Origin of the sequence: Mycolicibacterium madagascariense, from assembly GCF_010729665.1 — a bacterium.
In the GTDB taxonomy this organism is placed as follows: domain Bacteria; phylum Actinomycetota; class Actinomycetes; order Mycobacteriales; family Mycobacteriaceae; genus Mycobacterium; species Mycobacterium madagascariense.
Window position 1 is genome coordinate 5,547,918 of the sequence record NZ_AP022610.1, and the last position, 16,657, is coordinate 5,564,574.

Genomic DNA, 16,657 nt, shown 5'->3' on the forward strand with positions numbered 1-16,657 from the left:
TTAGCTGTCGCACGTCCCCTCCTTGCCCGAGCTGCGCGTGTGTGACCACTGTCTCCCTACTCTTGGGTAGTAAGACGGACCACAGGAGAGTACCCGATGGAATCGGCAGCGTGCGCCGCATCGGCAGGATTGTCATTCGACTTGTTAGCAAACACATCAGCGCAGGTCAGCCTTCCGCCGCGACGATTGAATCCGGTGCAGCAGAGGAACTTTCGCGAGCGTCAGTGATCGCGGCCGCGCCGAAACGGCTTCTCAGTTCCGTCTTCAGGACTTTGCCAGCCGGGTTTCTGGGCAGTGCGTCGACCACTTCGAGGGCCTTCGGATGCTTGTACCTGGCGAGCCGTTCGGTCAGGAACTCGTCGAGCTCGCCGAGCGTCAGGCCGGAGCGCGCGGTCGCATCGAGCGCGACGATCGCCACCGGCACCTCACCCCATCGGGGGTGCGGCCTGCCGATCACCGCGGCCTCGCCGATGAGCGGGTGCGCGGCCAGGGCGTTCTCGACCTCGGCGCAGTACACGTTCTCTCCCCCGGAGATGATCATGTCCTTCTTGCGATCGACCACCCAGACGTAACCCTCGTCGTCCTGGCGAACGAGATCACCCGAGTGAAACCAACCGCCCGCAAAGGCCTCGGCCGTCGCCCGCTCGTTGTTCCAGTAGCCGGCCATCAGCGTGGGCGCGCGGTAGACGATCTCACCGACCTGACCGACCGGCACGTCGTTCATGTCCTCGTCGACGATGCGCGCCGCGACCGTCGGGATCACCTTGCCCACCGAACCGAGCTTTCTGATGGCGTCATCGCCGAGCAGCATGCACGTCACCGGTGACATCTCGGTCTGGCCGAAGGCCGCGAGGATCTGGGTTCCGGGAAAGGTCTCGGCCATCTCGCGCAGCAGCGTGTCCGACGCGGGGGCCGCGCCCCAGGACAGCATGCGCAGCTTGAGGTCCCGGGGCCGGGCCCGCTGCGCGGCGCACACGACCTGCCATTGCGCGGGCACCAGGAAGACGCCCGTGACGCGCTCCGCCTCCAGCACGTCGAGCAGCACCCCCGGATCGAACGCGCCCAGCGGGTAGAGGACGGTCGGCCGCCCGAGCAGCAGGCCGGTTATGGTGTTGCCGACACCCGCGATGTGGAACAGCGGGACGCCGATGAACCCCACGTCGTTGGCCAGGTCCACGCCGACGGTGAACATGTTGGTCATGGCCTGGCCGGCGAGGTTGGCATGGGTGAGCACCGCGCCCTTGGGCCGACCGGTGGTGCCGGAGGTGTACATGATCAGCGCGGGGGCGTCATTGGGGATGTCGACCGGCTCCGGTGCCCCGCCCTGCTCGGCGAGCAGGTCGTCGTACCCGAGCAGCCCGTCCTCGGTGGTCCCGCCCGCGACGATCACCTGTGCCAGGGTGGGGTCCAGCTCGCGCACGGCGGCCGCGACACCGGCCAGCACCGGCTCGGTGAGCACGACCCCGGCCTGGCAGTCGCCGACGAGGAAGGCGATCTCCGACGGCGTCATGCGGAAGTTCACGGGCACCGCGATGGCGCCGAGTCGGTTGACCGCCAATATCGACTCGACGTACTCGGTGCGGTTGAGCATGAGGATCAGCACGCGGTCGCCGAACGCGACGCCGCGGCGGCTCAGTGCCCCGGCGAGCGCGGTCACGCGATGGTCGAGTTGGCCCCAGGTCGTGGTCTGACCGAGGAATCGCAGAGCCGTCGCATCGGGCTGCATCAGTGCGTGGCGGGCGAGCTGGTTGCACCAGTTCTGCCTGCGGGCCAGGTACGGCTGTGACAGCTGCCGTTCCGCGTCGGCTGGCGAGGTCAACGTGTGGTGCTCCCGGATGTTCGACGGACAGGTTGCGCGGCGTTGATATTTGATCAAACATTGTGTTGCCCCGGTCACACTATGGCCTCGGCGGCTCGTGGACAAGCCCACGGTTCGAGGTCCGACGACGGGGAGACATGGCACGCCGAAGGGGAGGTTCACGTCGGTGAACGCGCCTGTGCGGGCACGTCCCAGGCCGCGCCGCGAGCAGCTCTCCGACGAGGTCGCCGGCCATCTGCGGGTGCGCATCATGTCCGGCACGCTGCGGCCCGGCACGTTCATTCGGCTCGACGAGACGGCCGCCGAACTCGGCGTCAGCATCACCCCGGTCCGCGAGGCGCTGCGCACGTTGCGCGGCGAGGGCATGGTCCAGCTGGAGCCGCACCGCGGTCACGTCGTCTCGCCCTTCACCCGCGGCGACATCGAGGACATCTTCTGGCTGCAGGCCGTCATCGCCGGGCAACTGGCGCGGTCGGCGGCCGAACGCGTCACCGACGAGGAGATCGACGAGCTGGAGCGGCTCGCCGAGATCGTCGCCGACGCCATCGAGCACGGGAGCACGGCCGACGTCGCCGACGCCGAGTTCGCGTTCCACCGCACCTTCAACCGCGCCTCGGGCCGCATCAAGCTCGCCTGGTTCCTGCTGCACGCCGCCCGCTACCTGCCACCGCACGTCTACACCGCCGACCCGGTGTGGGGCAGGCAGACGGTGGCCAACCGGCGCGAGCTCATCGCCGCACTGCGCCGCCGTGACGTCGACACCGTGGTCCGGCTGACCGATCTCCAGTTCACCGACGGAGCCCGGCGGCTCACCGCCCGGCTGGACGAACTGGGGCTGTGGACCTAGCGGCTACCCGGTCGAGGCGAGGTCCTCGGCCCGCTTCTTCAGGTTGTCGGCGAGGTGTTCCAGCGCGTCGTTGACCATCTTCTTCACCATCGGCTTGGGCACCGGCAGCGTCACCTCGACGTCGAGGTCGACGGTCAGCAGCGACGTCGAGCCCATGGCGACCACCGAGAACAGCTGCTCCTGCTTGGCGAAGAGGTCACCCTGCTGCATGACGGTCTGGATCTGGTTGTCGCCCGGGTAGTAGATGGCCTGGATGTAGGTGATGTCGTAACCGTTCACCGTGGCGTCGAGCCGCAGCTGGCTGGGGCGGCCGTCGTCGTACCGGTGCAGGATCCAGACGCCCTTCACCTCTTCGTTCCACTGCGGATAGGCCTCGAAGTCGGCGACGATCGCCAGTATCGCGTCGGCGGCGGCCTGGACCTCGACGGTCTTGCTTACGAGCGGCATCGGGCGAGCATATCGGCTGCCCCGTCGCTAGGTGATGACCGCGGTCTGCAGCACCGATCGAATGGCGTCGGGGATCGCGACCGGGCGACGGGTCGTCCTGTCGATGTAGACGTGGACCCAATGACCAACTGCCGCAACCGGTTTCGCGTCGTCGTCAGTGTCCGGCGGCGCGAACACGGCCAGTCGGTAGGTGACGCTGCTGGTACCGACCCGGGTGACGGCCAGGCCGACGACGAGCGGGTCGGGGAACTGGAGTTCGGCGAAGTAGCGGCAGCCGGACTCGGCGACCACCCCCAGCCACGGCGCCGTCACGGGGTCCAGACCCGCGGTGGTGCCCAGCCACGCGTTGATCGCGGTGTCGAACAGTTCGTAGTACACCGCGTTGTTGAGGTGGCCGAACATGTCGTTGTCGGTCCACCTCGTCAGCACCGGCCAGTGCACGGGGAAGTCCCGCGACGTCAGCTCCCGCTCGCCGTTCACGCCTGCAGTGTTGCAGGCGAGCGTCCGCGGGCTGGCAAGCTGGTCGCGTGAAGATCCGTGGCGCCGTCCTCGACCGCATCGGGGCACCACCCCGCTATGCCGAGTCCCACCCCCTGACGATCACCGAGCTCGACCTCGCCCCGCCCACCGACACCGAGCTGCTGGTGCGCATCGAGGTGGCGGGCCTGTGCCACTCGGATCTGTCGGTGGTCAACGGCTCCCGGGTGCGGCCCGTTCCGATGCTGCTCGGCCACGAGGCGGCAGGCATCGTCGAGGAGGTCGGCGCCGACGTGCACGACGTGACCGTCGGACAGCGCGTCGTGATGACGTTCCTGCCGCGGTGCGGCGAATGCTCGGCGTGCGCGACCGACGGGCTCGCGCCCTGCATCCCCGGCAGCGCCGCCAACGCGGAGGGCGTGCTCCTCGGCGGGGGCACGCGGCTGTCCGGCGAGCAGGGACCGGTCCTGCACCATCTCGGCGTCTCGGCCTTCGCGACGCATGCCGTCGTCGACCGCCGCTCCGTCGTCCCCGTCGACGACGACGTGCCGCCCGTCGTCGCCTCGCTGCTGGGTTGCGCCGTCCTCACCGGCGGCGGGGCGGTGCTCAACGCGGGCCAACCGCGACCGGGTGACACCGTCGCGATCGTCGGCATGGGCGGGGTCGGCATGGCGGCGCTGCTCACCGCGCTGGCACACGACGACGTCGAGGTCATCGCCGTGGACCAGCTGCCCGACAAGTTGGCCCTCGCCACCCGGCTCGGCGCGCACGCCGCCGTCACCCCCGATCAGGCCGACGGCCTCAAGGCCCGCATCGCGATCGAGGCGGCGGGCCACCCCGCCGCACTGGAGACCGCCATCGCCCTGACCGCCCCGGGCGGCCGCACCGTCACCGTCGGGCTACCGCGCCCCGATGCGCGAATCAATGTGTCGCCCTTGGGTTTCGTGGCCGAGGGCCGGTCACTGATCGGCAGCTACCTCGGCTCGGCGGTGCCGGCGCGCGACATCCCCCGCTTCGTCGAGCTGTGGCGGGCGGGTCGACTGCCGATCGAGTCGCTGGTGTCGGCCAGCATCGACCTCGACGAGATCAACGACGGCATGGACCAGTTGGCCGACGGCCGCGCGGTCCGCCAGATCATCGAGTTCTAGCCCCCGGCGCAAGCCTCGAAACTGCTGTCAGATCGCGATCCGCGCCGCTTTGGCGATCTCCCAGCAGGCTCGGCGGGCTGTCAGAACCAGGCGTCGCGCATCTCCAGCGTGGTGCGGTCCAGCCCCGCCAGCAGGTCGAATTGCGGTGCGGTGCGCGGCAATTCGTAGCGGAAGAAGTACCTGGCGGCGTGGCGCTTGCCGTCGTGGAAGTCATCGGACTGCCCATCGGCCGCCACGACCTGCTCGAGCCAGATCCACGCCATCACGACGTGCCCGAACGCCTCGAGGTAGATCGCGCTGTTGGCGAGCGTCGCCTCGACGTCGCCGGCGGCGTACATCGCGGCGGTCACCTCGACGAGCCGCTGCCGCGACGCGTCCAGTTGGGCGGCCAGCTCGGCCGCGTCCCCGCCGAGCGCGGCGGCCTGGGCGATCGTGGCCGACATGGTCCGGTCCAGCTCGGCCAGGCTGGCCCCGTCGCGCTGAGTCACCTTGCGGCTCAACAGGTCCAGGCTCTGAATGCCGTGCGTGCCCTCGTGGATGGGGTTGAGCCGGTTGTCGCGGTAGTGCTGCTCGACGTCGTACTCGCGGGTGTAGCCGTAGCCGCCGTGCACCTGGATGGCCAGGTCGTTGGCGGCCAGGCACCACTGCGACGGCCAACTCTTCGCCACCGGGACCAGGATCTCGAGCAGGTCGGTCACCTGCCTGGCCTCCTCGTCGGACTCCGCGGTGCGCTGCAGGTCCATCAGCTTGGTGCAGTACAGCCCGAGCGCCAGCCCGCCTTCCACATAGGACTTCTGCGCCAACAGCATTCGCTTCACGTCGGCGTGCTCGACGATCGGCACCTGCGGCGTGGTCGGGTCCTTCACCAGCCGCCCCTGCAGGCGTTCGCGGGCGTATTCGACGGACTTGAGGTAGCCCGTATAGCCCAGCGACACCGCGCCCAGGCCGACCGCCAGGCGCGCCTCGTTCATCATGTGGAACATGTAGGTCAGCCCGCGGTGCGGTTCGCCCACGAGGTAGCCGACAGCGCCCGCCTCGCCGCCGGGCGTGTGGACGCCCTCGCCGAAGTTCAGCACGGTGTTCGTGATCCCGCGCTGACCCATCTTGTGGTTCAGCCCGGCCAGCGTCACGTCGTTGCGCTCGCCGATCGAGCCGTCGGCGTCGACGAGGAACTTCGGCACGATGAACAGCGAGATGCCCTTGGTGCCCGCCGGCCCGCCGGGGATCTTCGCCAGCACCAGGTTGACGATGTTCTCGTTGAGTTCGTGCTCGGCGCCCGAGATCCACATCTTCGACCCGAACAGCCGATAGGTGCCGTCGTCGCGCGGCTCGGCCCGGGTCACGATGTCGGCCAGCGACGAGCCCGCCTGCGTCTCGGACAGTGCCATCGTGCCGGTGAAGCGCCCCGCCAGCATCGGCTTGACGAAGCTCTCGATCTGCTGCTCGTCGCCGAACTTCGCGACGAGGTTGGCGTTGGCGATCGTCAGCATCAGGTAGCCCGACGTCGAGACGTTGGCCGCCGAGACGTAGGCGAACGCGGCCTGCGCCACGCAGACCGGCAGCTGGGCGCCGCCAAGGGATTCGTCCATGCTCGCGCCGACGAGGTCGGCCTGCGCGAATGCCCGCAGCGCCTCCCCGACCTCGGGAATGACGGTCACGGTGGTGCCGTCGAAGGTCGGCTCGTGCGCGTCGCTCGTCTTGTTGTGCGGGGCGAAGTACTTCTCGGCCACCTCCTCGCTGAGGTCGAGCACGCCGTCGAACGTCTCGCGGGAGTGGTCGGCGAAGCGCTGCCGCTTGGTGAGTTCGTCGACCCGCAGCCATTCGTAGAGCAGGAAGTCGAGGTCGCGGCGGGAGAGCAGGGTGGACTTCATGTGAGAACTCCTGGGCTACGGGTGTGGTGGTTACTGGGCGTCGGCTACTTCGATGCCGAGGGGGGCTGCCGTGCGGATCGCGTCGTCGCGGATGAGGCCGCGCAGCAGGGCGGTGCTGAACTCCACCGCGATCTCCGGTGCGGTGCGCCGGCCCTGCGGGCGCAGCCACCGGTAGGACCCCAGCGTCATCCCGATGTAGCCGAGTGCCAGCACGTGGGAGTCGCAGTCGTAGAACTCGCCGCTGGCGATGCCCCGGTCGATGACGTCGCGGACGTGTTCGTAGACCGAGGTCTCCGCCTTGCGGATGTAGGCGACCTGCTCCTCGGTGAACCACTCGGTGATGTAGGGCGCCTCCTGGAAGTAGACGGCCCCTCGCTCGATGTCGCTGGCGATGCCGACCAGCAGCCTGCGGGTGAAGAGGTAGAGCATCTCGCGCGCCGACGCCGACGGGTCGTCGTGCAGGGCCTCGACGGTGAAGTCCGCCGCGCTGCGGCAGATGTCGAACAGGATCAACGACTTGCTGGCGTAGTAGTGGTAAACGGTCGCCTTATTGAGTCCGACCGCGTCGGCGACGTCGTCCATGCGGGTGCCGTGGTAGCCGCGCGCGGCGAAGAGCTTGGTGGCGACGGCGAGGAGTTCCTCGCGACGGGTCAACCCGTTCGACGGTGGTTCGGACATGGCGACTCACTATAGGTAGGCCGGACCGCCGCCCGGGTGCCAATCAACTGGTTGGCCAGTCTATGCAGTCGAACTGGGGTTCCGTCCGAGAGATGGTTACGTCGACGCCAAACGGGCTAGACTCCCTAGCAACCGGTGCTCACGTGGAGGTTCTCATGGATCCGAATCCCGATTACGACGCTAGCGACGAGATCGAGTACTTCTTCCAGTTCGTGCCGTGGGGTCTGCGCGGTGTGTACCCGCCCCCGGCCTACCCACCGGTCTAATTTCTCGCCGACATCCGTCGGGCCGCTGCGGTCCGACTCATTCCGTCTGCCGCCAGCAATCTTGGCGCCGAGCTGACCGGGCGGAGTAGCTTCGTAGGCTGCCGCACGATTCGCGGCTGGATTCTTCGCTCTACTGTACGAGTTGTTCAGAAGGGCGTAGGGTAGAAAACGTCCACCACGGACACACCCCGTTTAGTGCAAAGCGGGCACGAAGCCCCGCGATTCTTCTGGGTAGCGCCTCATTCGTTGAGACTCCTGCGGCAGGTAGCGCCCATCTGTTCGCCGCGTGGCTACGGCAAATTGCCGGTTCCGTCTTCGACGGATGGCCCATTGCGTCGCGCTGACCCACCAGTCTGCTGCGCTGTGCCCATGGACGCCTGTTAGGGGGTCCGACAGTGGAAACCAATTGCAGTGCAATCGAATTCGTGACCACTCCCGGCTTGGGGGTGACCGCATGACGATGCAACTCGAACGACCGGAGCAGGAACTCGGACGGCCGGTCCAGGAACTCGAACGTCCGGCCCAGCACGACCTGGAGAGTCCGGCCGAACCAGAACTCGAACACCCGGCCGAGGTCGAACTCGTCGAACCCCAGGTCGACGAATACGCCGACGTCATGGAGATGTTCGCCGCCATGAGTGGCGGCGTCCCGGAGTCCGCCGAGGTCCGGAGGCAGCGCGAGGCCATCTTCAACCGCTGCCTCACGCTCGCCGACCGCATCGCCCGCCACTACGGCGGACGCGGTGAGGACATCGAAGACCTGACCCAGGTCGCCCGGCTCGGACTGGTGAAGGCGGTCAACCGCTTCGACCCGTCGAAGGGCTCGCACTTCGTCGCCTTCGCCGTCCCCACCATGATGGGCGAGGTGCGACGGCACTTCCGCGACCACGGTTGGTCCATGCACGTCCCGCGCCGTCTCAAGGACCGCCACGGTCACATCACCAAGGCGACGACGGAACTGACCCAGACGCTGGGTCGCGCACCGACCGCCGGCCAGCTCGCCGAGGTGCTCGGCATGAGCCGTGAAGACATCGTCGACAGCATGCTGGCCGCCGAGGCGTACCGGGTGCACTCCATCGACGCTCCGGTCTCCAGCGGTGATTCCGCACCCCGGATGGTGTCCGACACCGTCGGCGGCATGGACTTCGAGTTCGACAGGATCACCGATCAGCAGACGGTGCGGCCCCTGCTGAGCGCACTGCCCGAGCGGGAACGCACGGTGCTGTACCTACGGTTCTTCGAATCGATGACGCAGAGCCAGATCGCCGAGCAGATCGGGGTGTCGCAGATGCACGTCTCGCGCATCCTCGAGAAGACCCTGCGCGAGCTGCGCAACCAGATCTAGCGCACACCACCACGATGAGGCCCCTCCCTGGTATCCGGGGGAGGGGCCTCGCCGGTGTCCGGACCGTCAGCGTCGACGAAAGTCGATCGCCCGCAGGGCTTTTCGGGTCCGCCGGGACAGCCGCGCGGTCCATGCCGCGAACCGTCGGCGTCGGGAGCCGAAGTCCGAGGCCGCCACGATCAGCGGCTGCGCCGCCAATGCCTCGACGGCAGCGGAGAAGCCGGGTGCCATCGGCGCGTGCACTTCGCAGTAGTCTTCGCCGCACCGTGCGCAATGCACCTCGTAGCGCACCGAATTGGGCCCCGACTCGACGAATGCGTAGTCGGCCACCGCGACGCAGCGCGGGCACCGCGCGAGACCACGTTCAACCACCACACTCACGGCAGCGGCGCTCCCTTCGATCAGCCCACCCGGAAATACGGTCAGGTCGCCATCGTGCGGTCTGCCACCGCACTCGTGCACCAGGGCGGAGGGTCTCGATGCAGGATCGGTGCGCAACCGAGATGACGGGCGCGGGATGATGGCGTCATGACCGAGGTGCACGGGCGGATATGGCAGAAGGGCCAGCCGGTGGACGGCTTCACCTTCTCGGGCATCTCGGATTGTCTGGACGACGAGGACACCCTGGTCTGGGCCGACATCTACGACCCCGACCACGACGCGCTCGTCGCCCTCGCCGACGAGTTGGGGCTCAACGTCTGGGCCGTCGAGGACGCGACGGCGCCCAAGGAGCGCACCAAGGCGACGGTGTACCGCTCCCACACGTTCTTCACGGTCTACGCGGTCGAGATGGTGACGCCCGACGACGACACGACGGCCACCCTGACCAAGCACCGCATCTCGGCGTTCGTGCTGCCGCGCGGACTCATCACCGTGCGACTGCCCCCGGTCGAGGGTGGTGATCCGAACTTCGGCATCAAGGACGTGTCGCAACGGTTCGACGAGCTGGGCGGCCAGGAGTACGGCGTCGGGGCGCTCGTCCACGGTCTGCTCGACGTCGTCGTCGACGGCCACTTCGAGGCCGTGCAGGTCCTCGACGACGACATCGAATCCCTCGAAGACGACTTGTTCGCCGAGAGCTCGCCTCCAAAGAGCTTGCAGCGCCGCACCTTTCGCTATCGCAAGGATCTGGTCGAGCTGCGCCGAGTGGTGCTGCCCATGCGCGAGGTGGTCAGCGCCATCAAGAGCAGGCGGATGGACTCCAAGACCGCACCCGAACTCGACCCGCTCTACGACGACCTCTACGACCACGTCCTGCGGGCCTCGGAGTGGACGGAGTCCCTGCGCGACATGGTGACGACGGTGTTCGAGACGAACCTGTCGCTGCAGGACGCCCGGCTGAACACCGTGATGAAGAAGCTCACCGGGTGGGCGGCCATCATCGCGGTGCCGACCGCGGTCACCGGCTTCTACGGCCAGAACGTCAGCTATCCGCTGATGAACACGTTCAGCGGGTTCGTCGTCAGCTCGGCGATCATCGTGGTGATCGTCGCGTGGCTGTACGTGATGTTCCGCAAGCGCGACTGGCTCTGATGCGTAGCAACTGTTCAGGGGGCACGAGCATCCGCTCAACCGCGTAGGGGGTGCGCATTCCGTCGTCGCCGGAATGGGAGACTCTTGGCATGCAGATCGGGATACCCCGCGAATCCCACGCGGGCGAAACGCGTGTGGCCGCCACGCCGCAGACCGTCGGAGCACTCATCAAGCTGGGCTACTCCGTCATCGTCGAGCCCGGCGCCGGCGACGCCTCCAGCTTCGCCAACGCCGCCTACGTCGACGCGGGCGCCGAGATCGGCGATCCCTGGGCGGCCGAGGTGGTGCTGAAGGTCAACGCCCCCAACGACGCCGAGATCGCCGCCCTGCGCGACGGCGCGACACTGATCAGCCTCATCTCCCCCGCGCTCAACCCCGAGCTGCTCGAGAAGCTGTCGGCCCGCCCGATCACGGTGCTGGCGATGGACGCCGTCCCCCGCATCTCCCGCGCGCAGTCACTCGACGTGCTGTCCTCGATGGCCAACATCGCGGGCTACCGCGCGGTCGTCGAAGCCGCCCACGCCTTCGGTCGGTTCTTCACCGGACAGGTCACCGCCGCGGGCAAGGTGCCGCCGGCCAAGGTGCTCGTCGTCGGAGCGGGCGTGGCGGGCCTGGCCGCCATCGGTGCGGCGGGCGGCATGGGCGCGATCGTGCTCGCGACCGACCCGCGGCCCGAGGTCGCCGATCAGGTCAAGTCCCTCGGCGGGGAGTACCTCTACGTCGACCCCGCTGCGGCTGCCGAGGCGTCGGCCACCGGCTACGCCAAGGAGATGGGCGAGGACTACAAGGCCCGCGAGGCGGCGCTCTACGCCGAGCAGGCCCGCGACGTCGACATCATCATCACCACCGCGTTGATCCCCGGCCGGCCCGCGCCCCGCATCATCACCGCGGACATGGTCGCCTCGATGAAACCGGGCAGCGTGATCGTCGACATGGCCGCAGCCAACGGCGGCAACGTCGAGGGCACCGTCAAGGACCAGGCCATCGTCACCGACAACGGCGTGACGATCATCGGCTACACCGATCTGGCCGGACGCCTGCCCGCCACGGCGTCGCAGCTCTACGGCACCAACCTGGTCAACCTGCTCAAGCTGCTCACCCCCGAGAAGGACGGGCAGCTGACTCTCGACTTCGACGACGTCGTGCAGCGCTCGGTGACCGTCGTGCGCGACGGCGAGACGACCTGGCCGCCGCCACCGGTGCAGGTGTCGGCCGCCCCGGCTGCCGCCACGGCCGCCCCCGTCGAGAAGCCCGCACCGAAGCCGCCGATGACGGCGGGCCGGCGGTTGGGCGTCACGTTCGTCGCGGCCGCCGTGCTGTTCGCGCTCGTCGCGCTGTCCCCGGCCGCGCTGCAGGTCCACCTGACGGTGTTCGCGCTGGCGATCGTGATCGGCTACTACGTGATCGGCCACGTGCACCATGCGTTGCACACGCCGCTGATGTCGGTGACCAACGCGATCTCCGGCATCATCGTCGTCGGCGCGCTGCTGCAGATCGGCCAGGGGGACGCGATCGTCACCGGGCTGGCCGCGGTCGCCATCCTGCTCGCCAGCATCAACATCTTCGGTGGCTTCGCCGTGACGCGCCGCATGCTCGCGATGTTCTCGCGTAGCTGACCACTCCCCGCCCCCTGCGCTCTTCCCGAATCGGACGGATCGAATGTTCACCCTCGAAACCACTGCCACTGCGGCCTACGTCGTTGCGGCGCTGCTGTTCATCCTGGCCCTCGCCGGCCTCTCCCGGCACGAGACCTCGCGCTCGGGCAACTCCTTCGGCATTGCCGGCATGGCGGTGGCGCTCGTCGCCACCATCGCGTTGGCACTGGGCCGCCACATCGAGCCCCTCGGCATCGGGCTGCTGGTCGGCGCGATGGCGATCGGCGCCGCGATCGGCCTGTGGCGGGCCCGCGTGGTCGAGATGACCGGCATGCCCGAGCTGATCGCCCTGCTGCACTCGTTCGTCGGCCTGGCCGCGGTCCTGGTGGGGTGGAACGGCTACCTCCACGTCGAGCGCGACCTGGCCGGGCCAGAGGCCGCCGTGCTCGACGGGCAACACCTGCTCGGCATCCACTCCGCCGAGGTCTTCATCGGCGTGTTCATCGGCGCCGTCACGTTCACCGGATCGATCGTGGCGAATCTCAAGCTGTCGGCGCGCATCAAGTCGACCCCGCTGATGCTGCCCGGCAAGAACGCCCTCAACATCGGGGCGCTGGTGCTGTTCCTGGTGCTGACGGTCTGGTTCGTCATCACCCCGCAGCTGTGGCTGCTCGTCGCCGTCACCGTGTTGGCGTTGCTGCTGGGCTGGCATCTGGTCGCGTCCATCGGTGGCGGTGACATGCCGGTGGTGGTGTCGATGCTCAACAGCTACTCGGGCTGGGCCGCCGCGGCGTCGGGCTTCCTGCTGTCGAACGACCTGCTGATCGTCACGGGCGCCCTCGTCGGCTCCTCCGGTGCGTACCTGTCCTACATCATGTGCAAGGCCATGAACCGGTCGTTCATCTCGGTCATCGCCGGCGGTTTCGGCATCGAAGCGGGCCCGGCCGAGGACAAGGACTACGGCGAACATCGCGAGATCACCGCGGACGGCGCCGCCGAACTGCTCAACTCCGCCAGTTCGGTCATCATCACCCCGGGTTACGGCATGGCCGTCGCGCAGGCCCAGTACGGCGTCGCCGACCTGACCCGCAAACTGCGCGACCGCGGTGTCAACGTGCGCTTCGGCATCCACCCCGTCGCGGGCCGGCTGCCCGGGCACATGAACGTGCTGCTGGCCGAGGCCAAGGTGCCGTACGACATCGTGCTGGAGATGGACGAGATCAACGACGACTTCGACGACACGTCCGTCGTGCTGGTCATCGGCGCCAACGACACCGTGAACCCGGCCGCCTCGGAGGATCCCGGCAGCCCCATCGCGGGCATGCCGGTGCTGACGGTGTGGAACGCCGACAACGTCATCGTCTTCAAGCGCTCCATGGCATCCGGCTACGCCGGTGTTCAGAACCCGCTGTTCTTCCGCGACAACACCCAGATGCTGTTCGGCGACGCAAAGGACCGCGTGGACGCCATCAACGCCGCGCTGTAGGCGTTCGCCGAGCGCACCCTTGTTGACGCCGCCTCTCGGGCGATGCGTTCAACAAGCGTGCGGTGGGCGATGGGCTCAGTCGCCCTCTTGCGCCCGGGTGGCGGAATACAATGCGGTGTCGTCGGTAGTCGTACTCGAGCTGGCTTGGGAGGTGAGGTCGTGGAGCGTCGGACACCCAAGAAGGTGACGGTGACGGCAGCCGCCATCAGGCGGGCCGGTGCGCGCGCGACGAAGGCCTCGGCGAAGTTGGAGGGCCGGGTCGTCCCCCACGGCCATCGACGGTCGGCAGCGGTGCGGGCCTACATCGAGAAGCAGCGGCCACACCTGCCCTGATGCCACTTGCGCCCGGCTACGGGGAGACTCCGCTTCCCCACGAGGAGCTGACCGCGCTCTTGCCCGCAGTCCTCGACGTCCTGCCCAAGCCCATCACCCGCGCCGACGTGTACGACCTCGAACAGGGCCTTCAAGAATCCGTGTACGAAGGCTTCATGCCGCTCGCGCTCGACGGATCCCTGTCGGTTGCCGAGCTTCTCAGCGACCACTTCGTCCGAAGTCTGCACTCGCAGTTGTTCGGGCCGGTGTGGCAGTGGGCCGGTCGATGGCGGCTGCTCGAGCTCAACATCGGGGTGGCGCCCGAGCACATTCCCGTCGACATGCGAAACGCGCTCGGCACCGTTGCGTACCGGTGGGAGCACACAGGCGACTGGACCGCACGTCAACTGGGGATCGCCGCGCACGCCGAGGTCGTGCGGGTCCACCCCTTCACCGACGGCAATGGTCGCACTGCACGCCTTCTCGCCGACTTGGTCTTCGCGGCCACCCAGGATCCCGCAGAACTGCAATACGACTGGGACCTCGACAAGCCGCGATACATCGAGCGTCTGCGGGCGTACGACCGGCATCGTGACGTCACTGACCTCGCCGCGATGATCCCCGTTCGCAAGATGTAGGCGTTCGCCGAGCGCACGCTTGTTGACGCCGCCTCTCGGGCGATGCGTCCAACAAGCGTGCGGTGGGCGACGGGCTCAGTCGCCTTCCTGCGCCCGGGTGCGACCGGCGAGGCCGATCAATTCCTCGTGCAGTTCGAACCACACCGTGTGGTACGAGTCGACGATCGGGCGGGTCAGCCACGACATGTCCGAACGCGCCCGCTGCAGGGCACCGTCGAGGCGCTCGCCGTAGGACCTCAGCCGTGGGACCAGCGCGGCCGCGGCCTCGATCACCGGCTCGACGTCGCGATGCAATCGGTCGACCTCGGCGAGGACGGCGGCCACCTCGCCCGGACCGGCCGCCTCCCTCGTCAGCTGCCACTGCGAGATCACCGGCTTGAGCTTCGCGTTGACGACGGTGAAGCGTGCGTAGACGTCGTCGGCGGCCGTCGGGTCCACGGTCGCGCGCTCGGCGGCCAGCAGGTCGGCCAACCGCGCCCGGCCCGCCTCCGTCAGCCGCACCATCGGCGCATCGACGAGCAGCCCGGCCGCGACCAGGTCGTCCGCGTCGACCTCTGTCCGCGGGACGCGGCCCTTGAGTCGCACCGTCTGCAGCAGTGCCAGCTCGTTCATCGTCCGCGCACCCCTCTCACCAGCTCGTCGAATCGCCGTAGGTCGGGATCGTCGATCGCGGCGCCACGCCTACCCGCGCCGTCGTGCACCCGGCCGGCCGTGCCGTCGACGGTGACGCTCCGTCCGGCGAGCCGCTCGGCGGTGCCCGACCCACAGCCGACGACCGCGGGGATGCCGAGCTCACGGGCCACGATCGCGGCGTGGCTGCTGGCACCCCCGATCTCGGTGACGACGCCCGCGGCCGCCATGATCCCGGCGATGTCGTCCGGGCTCGTCGTCGGTCGCACCAGGATGACGTCGCGGCCGTCGTCGGCGGCGGCGATGGCGTCGTCGCTGGTCGTGCAGACCACGCCGGACGCCAGCCCGGGACAGGCGGGTACGCCGGTGGCCAGCGTCGGGCCGCCCTGCGCGGCGTCCGGGCGGGCCGTGGCGAGTGACTCGAGCTGTTCGGCGGTGACGCGCCCGATTGCTGCGGCATCGTCGATCAGGCCCTCGTCGCGCAGCGCCAGCGCGAGCCGCACCGCCGCCAGGGGCGATCGCTGCGCGACGCGTGATTGCAGGAGCCACAGCACGCCTGCCTCGACGGTGAACTCGACGTCCTGCACGTCCCCGGCGCGGCGCTCGAGCCGCCTGCCCGCCTCGAGGAGCTGCTCGTACGCCTCCGGGAGCCGGTCGCGCATCGCCGCGAGCGGCAGGCAATCGCTGGTGCCCGACACCACGTCATCCCCCTGCGCGGCGGGCAGCCATTCGCCGAACGGTGTCGCATCGCCGGTAGCCGGATTCCTGGTGAACAGCACGCCCGTACCCGACTGCTCGTCGAGATTGCCGTAGACCATCGCCTGCACCACGATCGCGATGCCACCGCGGTCGGCGCCGCGGTGCGCCCGGTAGGCCGCCGCCCGGTCCGACGACCACGACCCCACGACGGCTTCCATGGCGCCGCGCAGCTGGTCCCACGGGTCGGCGGGGACGTGCGTGGCGGCGGGGACGGCACGCAGGTAGCCGCGGCGGAATCGCTCGCGGACGTCGGCGGCGAACTCCGGGGAGTGACGCTCGGCCAGCGCGGTCAGCACGGCGTCGTCGACCCCGACGTCGAGGACCGTCTCGAGCATGCCCGGCATCGACGTCGCGCCACTGCTGCGGACGGAGAGCAGCAACGGCCGTGGACCGGCGCCGAACGTCGTGCCGGTGCGCCGCTGCAGCACCTTCAGACCGTCGAGCGCGTGTTGCCACATTCGCTGCACCGTGGCGGCCGGTCGGGCCTCGCATTCGTCACACCAGTCGGACGTGATGCAGAACGCAGGAGGGACCGGCAAACCCATCTCGACCATGGTCGCGATGGCCCGGCCCTTGCCGCCCACGACGGCCATCGCGGCGTCGTCGAGGCTGCCGTCGAGTGGGGCCGCGAATAGGCGGTGTGCTGCGTGAACGGGTCGGCTACCCGCGCCGAGTGTCATCGCGCCATCCCGTCGTGTCGCCTGCCGATGCGTCCGCGTTCCCAGGACTGCCCGAGTCTAAGCAGGCGGGTGATTGCCCGCGTCATCGGAGGGAACACAATGGTCTGAGCGCGTTCGCTCGCGTTG

Annotated in this window: 17 protein-coding genes; 9 read left to right on the top strand and 8 right to left on the bottom strand. The window is 68.8% G+C overall.

The annotated features are described in order from the left end of the window. Nucleotides 1-166 precede the first annotated feature (166 nt). Nucleotides 167-1,819: a fatty-acid--CoA ligase FadD5 gene (gene fadD5 / locus G6N60_RS26395; RefSeq protein ID WP_163742949.1), complete on the bottom strand. Its 1,653-nt coding sequence runs from the start codon at nt 1,817-1,819 to the stop codon at nt 167-169. A 166-nt stretch (nt 1,820-1,985) separates the two neighbouring features. On the opposite strand from fadD5, the gene G6N60_RS26400 reads away from it, so the two are divergent. Further along, the gene (locus tag G6N60_RS26400) at nt 1,986-2,666 is read left to right on the top strand and encodes a GntR family transcriptional regulator (protein WP_163742952.1); all 681 of its coding nucleotides are present in this window, start codon (nt 1,986-1,988) and stop codon (nt 2,664-2,666) included. A gap of 3 nt (nt 2,667-2,669) precedes the next feature. On the opposite strand, the gene G6N60_RS26405 is transcribed toward G6N60_RS26400, so the two are convergent. Together G6N60_RS26405 and G6N60_RS26410 are read right to left on the bottom strand one after the other, a co-directional pair. Next, on the bottom strand, nt 2,670-3,113 hold the full coding sequence (locus tag G6N60_RS26405) for an SRPBCC family protein (protein ID WP_163742954.1): 444 nt from the start codon (nt 3,111-3,113) through the stop codon (nt 2,670-2,672). A gap of 27 nt (nt 3,114-3,140) precedes the next feature. Then, nucleotides 3,141-3,593, bottom strand: a complete 453-nt coding sequence (locus G6N60_RS26410; protein ID WP_163742956.1) for an acyl-CoA thioesterase — start codon at nt 3,591-3,593, stop codon at nt 3,141-3,143. Nucleotides 3,594-3,640: 47 nt separating this feature from the next. Between G6N60_RS26410 and G6N60_RS26415 the strand changes: the two genes are divergently transcribed. Next, on the top strand, nt 3,641-4,738 hold the full coding sequence (locus G6N60_RS26415; RefSeq protein ID WP_163742959.1) for an alcohol dehydrogenase catalytic domain-containing protein: 1,098 nt from the start codon (nt 3,641-3,643) through the stop codon (nt 4,736-4,738). A gap of 80 nt (nt 4,739-4,818) precedes the next feature. Here G6N60_RS26415 and G6N60_RS26420 read toward each other — a convergent pair whose 3' ends face one another. Next, on the bottom strand, nt 4,819-6,609 hold the full coding sequence (locus tag G6N60_RS26420; RefSeq protein ID WP_163742961.1) for an acyl-CoA dehydrogenase: 1,791 nt from the start codon (nt 6,607-6,609) through the stop codon (nt 4,819-4,821). A gap of 30 nt (nt 6,610-6,639) precedes the next feature. After that, complete coding sequence (locus G6N60_RS26425; protein ID WP_163742963.1) at nt 6,640-7,287, bottom strand: TetR/AcrR family transcriptional regulator; 648 nt, start codon at nt 7,285-7,287, stop codon at nt 6,640-6,642. 155 nt (nt 7,288-7,442) lie between these two features. Here G6N60_RS26425 and G6N60_RS26430 point away from each other — a divergent pair, with 155 nt between their 5' ends. Both G6N60_RS26430 and G6N60_RS26435 read left to right on the top strand, forming a co-directional pair. Next, a complete protein-coding gene (locus G6N60_RS26430; protein WP_163742965.1) occupies nt 7,443-7,553 on the top strand; it encodes a hypothetical protein in 111 nt (36 codons plus the stop codon). A 532-nt stretch (nt 7,554-8,085) separates the two neighbouring features. After that, nucleotides 8,086-8,898 carry a SigB/SigF/SigG family RNA polymerase sigma factor gene (locus G6N60_RS26435; RefSeq protein WP_372511027.1) on the top strand — a complete coding sequence of 271 codons (813 nt, stop codon included), beginning with the start codon at nt 8,086-8,088 and terminating at the stop codon, nt 8,896-8,898. 66 nt (nt 8,899-8,964) lie between these two features. Here G6N60_RS26435 and G6N60_RS26440 read toward each other — a convergent pair whose 3' ends face one another. Next, nucleotides 8,965-9,279 carry a hypothetical protein gene (locus G6N60_RS26440; RefSeq protein ID WP_163730784.1) on the bottom strand — a complete coding sequence of 105 codons (315 nt, stop codon included), beginning with the start codon at nt 9,277-9,279 and terminating at the stop codon, nt 8,965-8,967. Between the two features lie 147 nt (nt 9,280-9,426). Between G6N60_RS26440 and G6N60_RS26445 the strand changes: the two genes are divergently transcribed. The 5 genes from G6N60_RS26445 (at nt 9,427) to G6N60_RS26460 (ending at nt 14,462) form a co-directional block, all read left to right on the top strand. Then, entirely contained in the window at nt 9,427-10,431 is a 1,005-nt protein-coding gene (locus G6N60_RS26445; protein ID WP_163742967.1) for a magnesium transporter CorA family protein, read from the top strand. A gap of 89 nt (nt 10,432-10,520) precedes the next feature. After that, nucleotides 10,521-12,047: a Re/Si-specific NAD(P)(+) transhydrogenase subunit alpha gene (locus tag G6N60_RS26450; RefSeq protein WP_163742969.1), complete on the top strand. Its 1,527-nt coding sequence runs from the start codon at nt 10,521-10,523 to the stop codon at nt 12,045-12,047. Nucleotides 12,048-12,090: 43 nt separating this feature from the next. Further along, entirely contained in the window at nt 12,091-13,512 is a 1,422-nt protein-coding gene (gene pntB, locus G6N60_RS26455; RefSeq protein ID WP_163742971.1) for a Re/Si-specific NAD(P)(+) transhydrogenase subunit beta, read from the top strand. A gap of 159 nt (nt 13,513-13,671) precedes the next feature. Continuing rightward, a complete protein-coding gene (locus tag G6N60_RS28215) occupies nt 13,672-13,845 on the top strand; it encodes a hypothetical protein (RefSeq protein ID WP_170312580.1) in 174 nt (57 codons plus the stop codon). After that, nucleotides 13,845-14,462, top strand: coding sequence for a Fic family protein (locus tag G6N60_RS26460; protein ID WP_163742973.1), 618 nt, complete (start codon nt 13,845-13,847; stop codon nt 14,460-14,462). Before G6N60_RS28215 ends, G6N60_RS26460 begins: the two co-directional genes overlap by 1 nt. Nucleotides 14,463-14,537: 75 nt before the next feature. Here the strand turns inward: G6N60_RS26460 and G6N60_RS26465 are convergent, their stop codons facing one another. Further along, nucleotides 14,538-15,074 carry a MarR family transcriptional regulator gene (locus G6N60_RS26465; protein ID WP_163742976.1) on the bottom strand — a complete coding sequence of 179 codons (537 nt, stop codon included), beginning with the start codon at nt 15,072-15,074 and terminating at the stop codon, nt 14,538-14,540. Then, the gene (locus G6N60_RS26470) at nt 15,071-16,531 is read right to left on the bottom strand and encodes a pyruvate, phosphate dikinase (protein WP_163742979.1); all 1,461 of its coding nucleotides are present in this window, start codon (nt 16,529-16,531) and stop codon (nt 15,071-15,073) included. The genes G6N60_RS26465 and G6N60_RS26470 overlap by 4 nt, the downstream gene beginning before the upstream one ends. Nucleotides 16,532-16,657 lie beyond the last annotated feature (126 nt).

Bases quoted from the DNA above. Each gene is read 5' to 3' on its own strand.
- G6N60_RS26405 (WP_163742954.1), bottom strand. From the start codon at position 3,113: ATGCCGCTCGTAAGCAAGACCGTCGAGGTCCAGGCCGCCGCCGACGCG.
- G6N60_RS26420 (WP_163742961.1), bottom strand. From the start codon at position 6,609: ATGAAGTCCACCCTGCTCTCCCGCCGCGACCTCGACTTCCTGCTCTAC.
- G6N60_RS26425 (WP_163742963.1), bottom strand. From the start codon at position 7,287: ATGTCCGAACCACCGTCGAACGGGTTGACCCGTCGCGAGGAACTCCTC.
- G6N60_RS26430 (WP_163742965.1), top strand. From the start codon at position 7,443: ATGGATCCGAATCCCGATTACGACGCTAGCGACGAGATCGAGTACTTC.
- G6N60_RS26445 (WP_163742967.1), top strand. From the start codon at position 9,427: ATGACCGAGGTGCACGGGCGGATATGGCAGAAGGGCCAGCCGGTGGAC.
- G6N60_RS26450 (WP_163742969.1), top strand. From the start codon at position 10,521: ATGCAGATCGGGATACCCCGCGAATCCCACGCGGGCGAAACGCGTGTG.
- pntB (WP_163742971.1), top strand. From the start codon at position 12,091: ATGTTCACCCTCGAAACCACTGCCACTGCGGCCTACGTCGTTGCGGCG.
- G6N60_RS26460 (WP_163742973.1), top strand. From the start codon at position 13,845: ATGCCACTTGCGCCCGGCTACGGGGAGACTCCGCTTCCCCACGAGGAG.
- G6N60_RS26465 (WP_163742976.1), bottom strand. From the start codon at position 15,074: ATGAACGAGCTGGCACTGCTGCAGACGGTGCGACTCAAGGGCCGCGTC.
- G6N60_RS26470 (WP_163742979.1), bottom strand. From the start codon at position 16,531: ATGACACTCGGCGCGGGTAGCCGACCCGTTCACGCAGCACACCGCCTA.